Origin of the sequence: Shinella daejeonensis, from assembly GCF_024281235.1 — a bacterium.
In the GTDB taxonomy this organism is placed as follows: Bacteria; Pseudomonadota; Alphaproteobacteria; order Rhizobiales; family Rhizobiaceae; genus Shinella; species Shinella daejeonensis.
In genome coordinates, this window is record NZ_JAHWXY010000003.1 from 416,994 (window position 1) to 429,496 (window position 12,503).

Annotated in this window: 13 protein-coding genes; 7 read left to right on the forward strand and 6 right to left on the reverse strand. The window is 64.8% G+C overall.

Annotation, left to right across the window (positions count from 1 at the left end; genetic code table 11):
- Positions 1–13: 13 nt before the first annotated feature.
- Positions 14–292 (reverse strand): hypothetical protein, encoded by a 279-nt coding sequence (locus KYK29_RS12595; RefSeq protein ID WP_254691240.1) that lies wholly within the window; start codon positions 290–292, stop codon positions 14–16.
- Between KYK29_RS12595 and KYK29_RS12600 the strand changes: the two genes are divergently transcribed.
- Positions 291–866, forward strand: a complete 576-nt coding sequence (locus KYK29_RS12600; protein WP_254691241.1) for a LabA-like NYN domain-containing protein — start codon at positions 291–293, stop codon at positions 864–866. The genes KYK29_RS12595 and KYK29_RS12600 overlap by 2 nt on opposite strands.
- Positions 867–1,022: 156 nt before the next feature.
- Positions 1,023–1,373 carry a hypothetical protein gene (locus KYK29_RS12605; RefSeq protein ID WP_254691242.1) on the forward strand — a complete coding sequence of 117 codons (351 nt, stop codon included), beginning with the start codon at positions 1,023–1,025 and terminating at the stop codon, positions 1,371–1,373.
- A gap of 51 nt (positions 1,374–1,424) precedes the next feature.
- Here the strand turns inward: KYK29_RS12605 and smpB are convergent, their stop codons facing one another.
- Both smpB and dapA read right to left on the reverse strand, forming a co-directional pair.
- Positions 1,425–1,904, reverse strand: a complete 480-nt coding sequence (gene smpB, locus KYK29_RS12610) for an SsrA-binding protein SmpB (protein WP_254691243.1) — start codon at positions 1,902–1,904, stop codon at positions 1,425–1,427.
- A 2-nt stretch (positions 1,905–1,906) separates the two neighbouring features.
- Positions 1,907–2,791 (reverse strand): 4-hydroxy-tetrahydrodipicolinate synthase, encoded by an 885-nt coding sequence (dapA, locus tag KYK29_RS12615; RefSeq protein ID WP_254691244.1) that lies wholly within the window; start codon positions 2,789–2,791, stop codon positions 1,907–1,909.
- A gap of 293 nt (positions 2,792–3,084) precedes the next feature.
- Between dapA and KYK29_RS12620 the strand changes: the two genes are divergently transcribed.
- Together KYK29_RS12620 and KYK29_RS12625 are read left to right on the forward strand one after the other, a co-directional pair.
- Positions 3,085–5,148, forward strand: coding sequence for a lytic transglycosylase domain-containing protein (locus KYK29_RS12620; RefSeq protein WP_254691245.1), 2,064 nt, complete (start codon positions 3,085–3,087; stop codon positions 5,146–5,148).
- 59 nt (positions 5,149–5,207) lie between these two features.
- Positions 5,208–6,080, forward strand: a complete 873-nt coding sequence (locus tag KYK29_RS12625; protein ID WP_254691246.1) for an alpha/beta fold hydrolase — start codon at positions 5,208–5,210, stop codon at positions 6,078–6,080.
- 113 nt (positions 6,081–6,193) lie between these two features.
- On the opposite strand, the gene KYK29_RS12630 is transcribed toward KYK29_RS12625, so the two are convergent.
- Positions 6,194–7,204 (reverse strand): porin, encoded by a 1,011-nt coding sequence (locus KYK29_RS12630; RefSeq protein WP_254691247.1) that lies wholly within the window; start codon positions 7,202–7,204, stop codon positions 6,194–6,196.
- Here KYK29_RS12630 and KYK29_RS12635 point away from each other — a divergent pair.
- Positions 7,197–7,487 carry a hypothetical protein gene (locus KYK29_RS12635; protein WP_254691248.1) on the forward strand — a complete coding sequence of 97 codons (291 nt, stop codon included), beginning with the start codon at positions 7,197–7,199 and terminating at the stop codon, positions 7,485–7,487. The genes KYK29_RS12630 and KYK29_RS12635 overlap by 8 nt on opposite strands.
- A 179-nt stretch (positions 7,488–7,666) precedes the next feature.
- On the opposite strand, the gene KYK29_RS12640 is transcribed toward KYK29_RS12635, so the two are convergent.
- Both KYK29_RS12640 and KYK29_RS12645 read right to left on the reverse strand, forming a co-directional pair.
- On the reverse strand, positions 7,667–8,014 hold the full coding sequence (locus tag KYK29_RS12640) for a VanZ family protein (protein WP_254691249.1): 348 nt from the start codon (positions 8,012–8,014) through the stop codon (positions 7,667–7,669).
- Between the two features lie 57 nt (positions 8,015–8,071).
- Positions 8,072–9,568: an MFS transporter gene (locus tag KYK29_RS12645; protein WP_254691250.1), complete on the reverse strand. Its 1,497-nt coding sequence runs from the start codon at positions 9,566–9,568 to the stop codon at positions 8,072–8,074.
- A 91-nt stretch (positions 9,569–9,659) separates the two neighbouring features.
- Here KYK29_RS12645 and KYK29_RS12650 point away from each other — a divergent pair, with 91 nt between their 5' ends.
- Complete coding sequence (locus tag KYK29_RS12650) at positions 9,660–10,217, forward strand: TetR/AcrR family transcriptional regulator (protein ID WP_254691251.1); 558 nt, start codon at positions 9,660–9,662, stop codon at positions 10,215–10,217.
- A 279-nt stretch (positions 10,218–10,496) separates the two neighbouring features.
- Positions 10,497–12,494 (forward strand): acyltransferase family protein, encoded by a 1,998-nt coding sequence (locus tag KYK29_RS12655; RefSeq protein ID WP_254691252.1) that lies wholly within the window; start codon positions 10,497–10,499, stop codon positions 12,492–12,494.
- The last annotated feature ends 9 nt before the right edge of the window (positions 12,495–12,503 follow it).

The following is a 12,503-nucleotide window of genomic DNA, read 5'->3' on the forward strand; positions in this document are numbered from 1 at the left end:
ATGGTCGAGAATTTCAGGAAGTCCCCCGCCGGATACTATCAATGGAACGAAAATTCAAGTTTTTCCTGCCCGCACGCTCCACAGGCATCGCCCCGCAGCCGCGTGCAGGCCCGTCTCCGGACGGGAAAAAGGCGTGCTCAACCCGGATTTGATTGGAAAGGAACTGCACCTGCCCTAAATGAACTGTATATGAAGAAGAGGTAATGCAACCGCACGCGTTGCGATCGGAAGCGGCAATTTCCCGCCGCGAAACAATTTGCCCTTCAATCCCTTTGCAAGGAATGCGTTCCATGTTCGACTCCCGCGAGAAAATCGCCCTTTTCATCGACGGCGCCAATCTTTACGCAGCGTCGCGCGCGCTCGGCTTCGACATCGATTACCGGAAGCTGCTGAAAGCCTTCCAGAAACGCGGCTATCTGCTGCGCGCCTATTATTATACGGCGCTGGTCGAGGACCACGAATATTCCTCGATCCGGCCGTTGATCGACTGGCTCGACTACAACGGATACAAGGTCGTCACCAAACCCGCCAAGGAGTTCACCGACTCGCTCGGCCGCCGCAAGATCAAGGGCAACATGGATATCGAACTCGCCATCGACGCCATGGAGCAGTCGGTGAGCGTCGACCATCTGGTGATCTTTTCGGGCGACGGCGATTTCACCACGCTGGTGGAGGCGCTGCAACGCAAGGGTCGCAAGGTTTCCGTCGTCTCGACGCTGCAAACGCAACCGCCGATGATCGCCGACGACCTGCGCCGCCAGGCCGATTACTTCATCGATCTGGCATCGCTGAAGGCGGAAATCGGCCGCGACCCCTCCGAGCGGCCGGCACGGACCGCCGACCCCGACGAGGACGAAGCCGACTAGCGCGGGACAGGGGAAAGTGTGAAGCGGTTTTCCGTCCGCACACCGATCGTTAAGCTTTAAATCAAATTGCAGCGCGGCCGCTCGGCTTTCGTCAACAGACTGCTGCTACTGCGGATCGGTGGACGGGCACTTTCCTCGCATCGGGACAATCGGGCAATGATGGACGCGATATCGCGCAGCAACGGCACATTCATAATGGCGACCGCGCACAAGGCGCCGGCGACCGCAGTCGAACGCCTGCCTGCCGCCCCCCTGTCCACCCGATCGGCGGGCCTCCTGCCGCCGGCCGCGCAGGTCGCGTCGCTTCTCTCGCCGCAAGAGCCGGTTTCCCGGATATCGCAGGTGCGGGTGATCGACGAGCACCCCGCTCCCGGCCGCATTCCGGTGGAAAGCCGGGCGCTCGAAGCGATCATGTCCTCGCTGATGCAGATAAACGCCGGCAAGGGCGCGGAAGCGGCCGGACCCGCCCGCCCCTCGGTGATCAGCCAGTTTTACGAACAGTTCTGAAACGGGCCTCCGCAAGCCCGCCTGACGGCAAGACGCAGCCCGGCCTCCGCCTCAGCCCTTGTCGCGCAGCAGCCGCGCCTTCTGCCGGTTCCAGTCGCGTTCCTTCTGGGTTTCCCGCTTGTCGTGCAGCTTCTTGCCCTTGGCCAGCGCCAGTTCCAGCTTCGCCCGGCCGCGATCGTTGAAATAGATGCGCAACGGCACGAGCGTCATGCCCTCGCGGTTGATCGCCGCGCGCAGCCGGTTGATCTCCCGCTTGGACAACAGCAGCTTGCGCCGCCGGCGGGTCTCGTGATTGAAGCGGTTGGCTTGCAGATACTCCGGCAGATAGGAGTTGATCAGCCAGATTTCGTCGCCCTCGTCGGACGCGTAGGATTCGGCGATATTGGCCTTGCCCTCGCGCAGGGACTTGACCTCCGTGCCGGTCAGGACGAGACCGGCCTCGTAGGTATCCATGATCTCGTAGTTGTGGCGGGCCTTGCGGTTTTCCGCCACAACCTTCCCGACCGTCGTGGGACGCGCCTTGGTCGCCATGGTCAGTTCAACAGCCCGGCATGGCGCAGCGCCACGTCGATGGCCGCCTCGGTGGCGGGTTCCAGCGCCGACAGCAGCGGCGACCGCACGGTGCGCCCCATGCGGCGGGTCCGATGGAGAGCGTATTTCGCACCGCAGACGCCCGGTTCGAGGAAGATCGCCTTATGCAGCGGCATCAGCCGGTCCTGATAGTCGAGCGCTTTGGTGAAATCGCCCGACAGCAGGGCCTGCTGGAACTCCGCGCATAGCCGCGGCGCGACATTGGCGGTGACCGAAATGCAGCCGACGCCGCCGTGGGCGTTGAAGCCGAGCGCCGTCGCATCCTCGCCGGAAAGCTGGACGAAGTCCCTGCCACAGGCGATGCGCTGCTCCGAGACACGCTCGATCCGGCCCGTCGCATCCTTCACGCCGATGATGCCCGGATGCGCCTTGTGCAGGGCGCCCATCGTCTCCGGCGTCATGTCGATGACCGAGCGGCCGGGAATGTTGTAGATGATGATCGGCAGGCTCACGCTCTCGGCCACCGCTGCGAAATGGGCGAAAAGCCCCTTCTGCGTCGGCTTGTTGTAATAGGGCGTGACGACGAGAAGTGCGTTCGCGCCGGCCTTTTCGGCGTGCTGGGCCAGATCGATCGCCTCGCGGGTATTGTTGGAGCCGGCGCCGGCGATGACCGGAACGCGGCCGGCGGCGACCTCGACGCAAAGCTCCACGACGCGTTTATGCTCGTCATGCGACAGGGTGGGCGATTCCCCGGTGGTGCCGACCGGCACGAGGCCGTGACTGCCCTCGCTGATCTGCCATTCCACATGAGCGGCGAAAGCACCCTCGTCGACAGCCCCATCCTCGGAAAACGGGGTGACGAGCGCGGGCATGGATCCCTTGAACATCCAGAACTCCTGAGACCAGAGCCGCCCGGAGGCACCCATGCTTTGGCCGTATTCCATGGTTAAAAACTGCCGCACAATAATCATGTGACAGTTCTGCGGCAAGCGCGCGGCAGGCGATTTTAACGGGCTTCGCGCCCTTTGCTCCCCGCCTGGCCTCACGGGCTTGTGAGTATGACAGGTAACCTTCCGTTAAGACAACGAAGGATTAATGTTTATCGAAGATCGAGCCGGACACGATATCGTCAAAGCAAGGCCCCGCGATGTCGGCCGCGCCCCGAACCGCGGGACATGAAATGATCTCGAAAAGTGCTTTTCTCCTTTCCGCGACACTGCTTGCCGGCATGGCCGGGCTTGCGCTGCGTCCCTCGCCGGTCGAGGCGGAAAGCGGCACGCCGGCGGTCACCCCGCTCGGCTTCGCCGCCGAAATGCCCGCACGCGATTTCCCCGCCGCCATCGCCCGGGGCGAACCGCCGCAGGCCGTCGCCCCCGACCTCAAGGCGGGGCTCGACGCGCTTTCCAACCGCGACCCCGCCGCCGCGCTCGCCGCGCGCGACCGGCTGCCTCTGAAAAGCCTCGACCGGCATATCCTTACCTGGTCGATCGCCGTTTCGGGACAGAGGGGCGTGCCGTCCTTCGAAATCGCCGCCGCGCAGCGCGAACTGAAGGGCTGGCCGGGCCTTGCGACCCTGCGCGCCCACTCCGAGCGGGCGCTCGCACGGGAAAATCCGCCCGCCCGGGACACCATAGCCGCTTTCGGAACGACCCGGCCGGAAACGGCGGAAGGGGCGATCGCCCTTTGCCGCGCCCTCGTCGCGACGGGCGACAGCGCCCGCGCCGGCAAGGTGCTGCGCTCCTACTGGCTGAAGGAGCCGCTATCGAAGGATATCGAAAGCCGCATCCTCGATGAACTTGCGCCCCTGCTGACCGCGGCCGATCACAAGGCGCGCATGGAGATGCTGCTTTATCGCGGCCGCATCGATCAGGCCGCCCGCTTCGGCGATCTCGGCAAGGCGCAATCGCTCTATCGCGCCTGGGCGGCCGTGCTGCGTCAGGCGAAGAACGCGCAAGCCCTGATCGGCGCCGTGGATGCGCGCTGGGCCGACGACCCCGCCTATCTGTTTCTGCGCGTCCGCCACCTCCGCGACAAGGAGGCCTATCGGGAGGCCGCAAAGCTTCTCGTGGCGATGCCCGACGATCCCGCCCGCCTCGTCAATCCCGGCGCATGGTGGAACGAACAGCGCATCATCAGCCGCGGACTGGCCGATCTCGGCGATTACCGCGACGCCTATCGCGTCGCGGCGCGCCACCATGCGGACGATCCCACCGACATCGTCGAGGCGGAATTCCACGCCGGCTGGTATGCGCTGCGCGATCTTGGCGAGGCGGAAACGGCGGCCAGGCACTTCCGGGCGATCCTGCAAGCCTCGAGCCGGCCGCTTTCTGTCTCGCGCGCTTGGTACTGGCTGGGACGGGCGGCCGAAAAGGGCGGTCCGGGCGAGGCAAAGGATTATTTCACCAAGGCGGCGGTTTTTCCCGGCACCTTCTACGGCCAGCTGGCCGCCGCGCGCCTCGGGCGAAAAACGCTCGACGTCGCCTATCCGAAGCCATCGCCGGAGGAGCGCGCCCGCTTTTCCGCCCGCGAGGCCGTGCAGGCGATTGCCCGGCTCAAGGCCGCCGGCCACGGCTGGCGGGGCGACAGCCTCTATCGCGCGCTGGCGCGCGACCTCGTCAATCCCGGCGAACTGGCGCTGCTGACCGCCGAAGCGGAGCGGGACGGCAACCACCAGCTTTCGCTGCAAATCGGCAAGATCGCCTTTTCCAACGGCATCGACGTCGCCGCCCTCGCCTTCCCGATCGGCGTCATTCCCCAAAGCGCCGATATCGCCGGCTCCGGCAAGGCGCTTGCCTATGCCATCGCCCGGCAGGAGAGCGCCTTCAATCCGGCCGCCGTCTCGCCGGCCGACGCGCGCGGCCTGCTGCAACTCATGCCCGGCACGGCGGCGGGCGTGGCGAAACGGCACAGTCTTGCCTATTCGAAAGAACGGCTGACCAGCGACGCCGCCTATAACGCCACGCTCGGCGCGCATTATCTCGGCGAACAGATCAGCAATTTCGGCGGCTCCTACGTCCTGACCTTCATCGCCTATAACGCCGGCCCCCGCCGGGTGCCGCAATGGATCGCCCGCTACGGCGATCCCCGTGGCAAACCGGTCGACGCCGTGGTCGACTGGATCGAGCGCATTCCGTTTTCCGAAACCCGCGGCTATGTGCAGCGCGTGATGGAGAACTACCAGATCTACAAGGCCCGCCTGGGACAGGTTGCAGATATCCAGCACGACCTTACGATGGGTCGCTGACGGCGGCCGCCGGACCGCGCCGCCGCCAGACCGTCTTTCCGCCAGCAAGGGGCGCGCCGATGCAGGACTTCGAACACCGCTACGTCTCCGCCGGAGACGGCCTGCGGCTTCATGCCCGCGATTATGCTCCCGAAAACGGAGAAACGACACGCCTTCCCGTCGTCTGCCTGCCCGGCCTCAGCCGTAATGCACGCGATTTTCACCATCTTGCCCGGCAGATCGCAACGCATCCGACGACGCCGCGCCGGGTGATCGCCGTCGACTATCGCGGCCGGGGGCGTTCGCAATATGATGCCGATCCCGGAAATTACACCGTCGTCACGGAATGCCGCGACCTTGTCGCGCTTTGCGAAGCGCTCGACCTGCCCCGCTGCGTCTTTATCGGCAGTTCGCGCGGCGGCCTCATCCTGCATGTGCTGGCGGCCACGCAACCGGAGCGGATCGCCGCCGCCGTTCTCAACGATATCGGCCCGCAGATCGAGGCGGCCGGATTGCGCGAGATCCGCGATTATCTCGCTCAAGCCCGCTCTCCGGCGAGTTTCGAAGCCGCCGCAGACGATCTTCGGGCTCTCCACGGCAGGAGCTTCCCGGCGCTTGCGGCGGACGACTGGCTGGACATGGCCCATGCGATCCATGTGGAACGGGACGGCCGGCTTGCCGCGGACTACGATCCCGCGCTGCGGCTCCAGCTCGACGCCATCGATTTCGACGCACCGCTTCCCACCCTCTGGCCGCAATTCGACCGGCTGGCGCAAGGGCCGCTTCTGGCCATTCGCGGCGAGCACTCGGCGCTGCTCTCGGCCGGGACTTTCGCCGCCATGGCGCGCCGCCCCGGCGTCCTCGCCCTGACGGCGCGGGGTCAGGGGCACGTTCCCCTGCTCCACCGGGCGGATATTCTGGCGCCGCTGCTCGAATTCCTCAACCGCCATTGAGGCCGCCGCCCGATGCGTTTCATCCGGACCGGCATTTTCGAACGGCCGGCTTGAAACGAAAAGAGCCCGGCTCGAAAGCCGGGCTCCCCGTCACTGACAGATGTCAGATCAGATTAGAAGTCGCGCTGCAGGCGGAGGAAGCCGCCGACAGAGTCACGCGAGTCGTTGTAGTTGACGGTCGCGAGGGTCGACAGGTTGTCGGTGACCTGGTAGCCGGCAGTTACGCCAACGGTCCAGTCGTCGTCACCCGTGATGTTGTGATCCCAGTCGTACTGGAATGCCGGGGTGATGGTGAAGCGGTCCGTTACGTTGGCTTCGTAAGCAACAACAGCCTGCCATTCGTAAGCATCGTTGAAGAGAACGCTCTGCGCCGAGTAATTGGAGTAACCCGAGTTGTAGATGATACCAGCCTGGAGCGAGCCCGGGCCGAGTTCAGCGATGATGCGAGCCTGGATCGTGCCTTCTTCATATGCGGTGTCATACGAACCGATAACGTCGAAGGTAGCAGGGCCGAATGCGAACTGGACCTTGCCGTTGATGCCAACGTTGTCGCTGCCGCTGCTCGTGCCGACCGAGTCAGCCAGGGTTTCAACAGCTACGCCGGCGCCGAACTGGCCACCGTCGTACCAGTAGCGGATGGCGACGTTGTTGGTGTCGGGGCCGCCGATGGAGTTGAAGTAGCTGTCGGTTTCGCCAGCGAAGCCGTCATCCCACCAGTTGAGCATGTAACCGACGCGCAGGCCGGCGATGTCGATGTAGGCTTCGTCGAGGTAAGCGGAACCGCCGTTGGCGCCCGAAGCGTCGATCTGCATAGCGATGAAGCTGCGCAGCGTGCCGTATTCGGTGTCTTCGCGGGCGTCGAAGAAGACGCGGGCGCGAGCGAGGGTCGACCAGTCGTTGCTGCCCGGATTGTCGCTGTACTCAAGCTGCGTACGGACATAGCCGCCGATGCGGAGGCAGGTTTCGGTGCCCGGGATGTAGAAGAAGCCGGTGCCGAAAGCGTCGCAAACGCGAACGTATTCCATGGGCTCGGGCTCGGCAGCGACGATAGCGTCGGCGGCCTGAGCGCCGGAAACTACTGCGAGAGCAGCAGCGGAGCCGATGAGAAGGCTCTTGATGTTCATTTCTGACCTCCAGTCAAAAAGTTTCATGCGGGTCTGGGTTTTTTTGCTGAAGGACAGCGTTCCCTGCCCCATACCCTGGTTCCAGGAAGCGGACGAACAACCGCCCCTGCTTCCGAAGCTGAAAATACAAGACGCGACCGGGTACGCAATCGCCAAACTGAATGCGGGGGCCGTTCCTTGCCGCCTTCGCCCCGCCCTGTTGCCCAAAGGACACAAAATCATGGCACGGATCGTTAAAAATTTACGTTCTGTTAACGAAATCCCTTATCTCATCGGCACTTAGCGCTTCACGGAAATCACGCTGAATTGCCGCATACGCGGCCAAACGGTGGCAAATCACCCGTTTTGCCCGCACAGGACGCATCGAAAAAGTCCGTTTCCAAACATCCGCACGGCGAATCCAGGAACGGGAATCGGCGTTCGCGCGACCGGCCCGGAGAATCAGCCGGGGCGATTCCCGTTTCACCGCCGCTGCCGCCTACGCCGCCGGAGAAGCCGCAGGAACAGCACGCCCGCGAGGCCGCCGGCGATCACGCCCCCCATCTTGGCCAGCGCGTCGATCATGCCGGGATGACGCGTCGGCGACAGATATTGCAGAAGCTCGAACGCCGCCACGCCGGCGAGCATGGCCACGCAGACCCGGAGCGCGGCGCGCGGATAGGCAAGGACGAAAAGGAAGCTCATCCCGGCGAAGGCCAGCGCGCGATCGGCATTGACGGAGAGGGTTACGGGCGGCCTCAGGCCGATCGGCGAGACCGTTGCAAACAGGATGCCCGCCAGGACAAGCCAAGCCAGAATACGTATCGTCATGATGTCCTGCATAGCAGCCGGGGGCAGGACGGCAAGGAAAATGCGCCGCTCCGCGCCTTACGCCGGCCCTGTCCCTCGCCGAGGTTCCAGCCGCCGGGTTTTCCTTCGGACGATCAGGGCGGCGGCAATGAGCAGCGTCGCCGCCGCGCCGATCACTCCGACGAAGGCCTGATCGAAAGCCGCACGCGCCAGCCGGGTCAGTTCCGCCGCTTCGGCGGACGACAGCGCACCGGCTGCGAGAAGCGCCTCGTCGAGACTGTCGCCCGCCCGCGCGGCGACGCCTGCGGGAAGGACCAGCGCCCGTGTATAGAGTGTCGACATCAGACTGCCGAGGACGGCGATGCCGAGAGCGCCGCCCAGTTCATAAGAAACCTCCTCGATGGAGGCCGCCATGCCGGCGCGCTCCTCCGGCGCTGCGAGCATGACCACGCTCGATGCCGCCGTCATCGCTCCGCCGACCCCGAAGCCCATGACGGAGACGGCGGCAATCCACATCCACGACGCCGACTGGTAGCACGCAAGATAGACGCCGAGCGCCGCCCCCGTGAGCAGCAACAGGACCCACAGCATTCGCTCCGCACGGAAATGCGGGAGCATCAGGCCGACCAGCGGCCCGGCGACGAAGGCGGAAAGGGGAATCGGCAGGATCAGCAGGCCGGCCTCCAGAGGCGAATGGCCAAGCACGAGCTGCAATCTCTGGCTGAAGACCAGTTCCACCCCGACCAGGGCGGCCGAGGCCACCAGCGCCGTTGCCGCGCCCGCCGAAAAGCGCGGGTCGGCAAACAGCGAGAAGTCGATCAGCGGCGCGGAACTTGCAAGCTGGCGGCGGATGAAGACGACCATCGCCACAAGCCCCACGGCGAAGGCCAGCCCGGCGACCGGCAGGGAGGGATCGCGCTTGCCGAATTCCTTGACCGCATAGGTCAGGCCGATCAGCCCGACCATCACCTGGACCGAGCCGTAGAGATCCCAGGGATGAGAGCTGTTGCCCGGCCGGTTGGCAAGCATAACCGCGCTGGCGACGAGCGCGAGGACCACGACCGGCACATTGATCAGGAAGACCGATCCCCACCAGAAATGTTCGAGCAGCACGCCGCCCACCACGGGACCGAGCGCCGCCCCGCCGGACGCCACGGCCGACCAGATGCCGATGGCGAAGGCGCGCTCCTTCTCGTCGCGGAAAGTCAGGCGGATCAGGGACAGGGTGGCCGGCATCATCATCGCCGCACCGGCCGCCAGCACCACCCGCGTCGCGATCAGCACGGACGGATCGGGCGAAAAGGCCGCGCCGAGCGAGGCCAGGCCGAAAACCACAAGGCCCGCCATGAACATCCGTTTGTGGCCGAGGCGGTCCCCCAGCGTTCCAAGGCCCGGCAGGAGCCCCGCGACGACCAGCGGATAGGCATTGACGATCCACAGCTTTTCCGTCGCGGTGGCGGCCAGATCGCGGGTGAGCGCGGGCAGCGCGGTGTAGAGCACCGTCATGTCGATGACGATCAGCAGCAATGCGCTCGACACAATGGCCAGAACCAGCCAGCGGCCCCCGGTCGACATCGTCATGATCCTTCGGCAAACAAGAGGAACGCGGACTTGCCCGCATGCGGCGGGATATATAAATACACACGTATTGAAATGGAAGAAAAAAATGGCCGGCCGTCCTCGACGCATCGACCGCGACAGGGTACTCGACGCCGCCGAGGCGGTGGTGACACGGATGGGCGCGGCGCGACTGACCATCGATGCGGTGGCCAGGGCCGCCGGCGTCACCAAGGGCGGCGTGCAATATTGCTTCGGCACCAAGGAAAACCTGATCCGGGCGATGATCGCCCGCTGGAGCGACGCATTCGACGCCGAAGTGGCAGGCCTTGCCGGGCCCGATCCTTCCGCGCGGGCGACCATCCGCGCGCATCTGGAGGCGACCCGCGCCGACGATGAAACGGATCATTCCCGCTCCGCCGCCATGATGACGGCCCTGCTCGAAGCGCCCGACCAGGTCGCCGACAGCCGCGACTGGTACGACGCGCGGATTACGCCGCTCGACCTGACGGATCCCGCCGACCGGAAAGCCGCCATCGCATTCCTCGCCTGCGAAGGCGCCTTCCTGCTCCGGTCTTTCGGCCTGATGGGGCTGGACGAGGCGCAATGGAACAGCCTGTTCGGGGAGATGCTTGCGATGGCGAGCGATCCCCCTGCCCGCAAGTAACGCGCACATCCCGGACAAAACCGCGCCACGACGGAAAGCGACGAAAGAACAGGACAGTACAGCGGGCAGATCGCCGAATAACGCAACCCCGGGACACAAGTTTTCGGCTGCCTGATCCGCAGGGGCAGAGACCTTTTTACGAGGCCCGGTGCCGATTGACCGTATCCAGCCGAAACCTTATGGAAACAGTGTAGCAAGACGAAGAATGACCGATACTCGGGATGAAGGTCTTTTTTCGGATCCGTCATCGCGGCGCCGGCGGTCGTTTAAGGGGAAAAGATGAACTACGCATCCTCGGGACGTCGACCGGATATCGATGGATTACGAGCCCTCGCCGTCCTTCTCGTCGTTCTCTATCATGCGCAGTTAAAAGACTTTCGCGGCGGCTTCATCGGTGTCGATGTCTTCTTCGTGATATCGGGCTACCTGATCATACCGATGATCTGCTCCGCCCGGATCGCCGGAACGTTCTCCTACAGGCAATTCATGCTGCGCCGGCTGCGGCGGCTGGTTCCCGCGATGATCCCGCCGATGGTCGTGGCGGCGGCCGCGGGCTTTCTCCTGCTGGGGCAGCAACGTTTCCTGGAAACGCTGGACGGCCTCCTCGGCGCCGCGTTCTTCGTTTCAAACCACGTTTTCCTGAATGCCTCCGACTACTTCGGCACCGATGCGTCGGAACTGCTCTTTCTCCACACATGGTCATTGGGCGTGGAGTTCCAGTTTTATGTCGTCACGCCCGTCCTCATCGGTCTTTGCGGCCGGAATCGAAACCGTATCTCCCTGATGCTTCTTGCGCTTTCCGGGCTGTCGTTCCTCGCGGCGGAATACCTGATGACCGTCAGCCGCGAGGCGGCGTTCTTCCTGACGGCGCCGCGCTTCTGGGAATTCGCGGCCGGGGGCCTCGTCGCCCTGTGGGTTTCGGACAGGGGCGATACGCCCGCCTGGAAAACCGCGCTTGCGCGCGCCGCCGGTCTCGGGCTGATCCTCTGGACCGCTTTCACGCTCGATCGTTACAGCTATTTTCCGGGACACGGCGCCCTGCTTCCGGTCATCGGCTCCATGCTGTTCCTGGCCGCGCCCCACGCCGCGCGCGATCCGGTTCTCCGGCTCATGTCATCGCGGCCCGCAAGCTGGCTGGGATTGCGCTCCTACTCGATCTATCTCTGGCACTGGCCTCTCATCGTCATCGCGGTCCTCTACGCCGACCGCGTAAACGATGCGGTGCTCCTCAGCATGGCGGCGCTGTCGATCGTGCTTTCGGCGGTGAGCTATCGCTATATCGAACGGCCGCCCCAGATCAGGCCGGAATGGCGTTCGCCGCCACGGATCATCGCCGTCTCGTCGCTTCTGCCGGCCGCCGCCGTCGTCGCCTTCGCCGCCCAGAGTATCTATGGCCAGCAGCTCCGCGAGGGGCTTCCGTTTTCGGATTACCGCGAGCGGCACGATATCGTCGGCCGGGAAAAGGAACGGTATCTCAAGCTCGTCCACATGTCCGGCGACGATCTGGCCGGTTACCAGTGCTCGCTTGACGGCGTGGCTGCGGACGCCGCGGCGGCATCGGCCATCCGCTGCATATCCTCCGCGCCCTACCCGTCTGCCGTGATGGTCATCGGCGACAGCCACGGCCGGGACGTCTATCATGCGCTGCGCCGGGCGTTTCCCGAGACCGATTTCATCCTCTATCACGCGTCGGGCTGTCCGCCGGCGACCATGCCGGGATGTTTTCCCGGATTGCGCGCCACCCTGGAAGCCACCGTCGCGGGGCGCGTGTCCGCCATCGTCCTGGCGTCGAGCTGGCCGGAACGGGGGCAGCCCTATCTGGCCGACACCGCCGAGATCCTGAAAAATCTCGCCGTACCGGTCGCCGTGATCGGCGCGTCGCCGATTTCGAGGACCGCGGTGCCGAACATGGTGTTTCATCATCGGGAAAGCCGCGAGGAAGACGGCGCGATCTATCTCGGCTACAAGGCGGTCAACGCCCGCAGCGACGCCCGCGCCAAGGAGACCTGGCTTGCTGCCTGGGCGGATGAAAACGGATGGCCGTTCATTCCCAAGCTGGCGCGCTTCTGTAGCCCGCAATGGTGTCTGGTCGCGCAACAGGACGAAGCGCTCCGGCTGCTGTTCTGGGACAACCAGCACCTGACGGACCGGGGAATATCCTTCCTCGCGGATTATTTTTCAGCCGAGCCCGCGCTGGTGGCGTTCATGGGGCATGACGATCCGCCCCAGGCCGCAAAGGCCCGGCTCGAACCGGACGCCGTTTCGGACCGGCCCTGAGAAACGGCC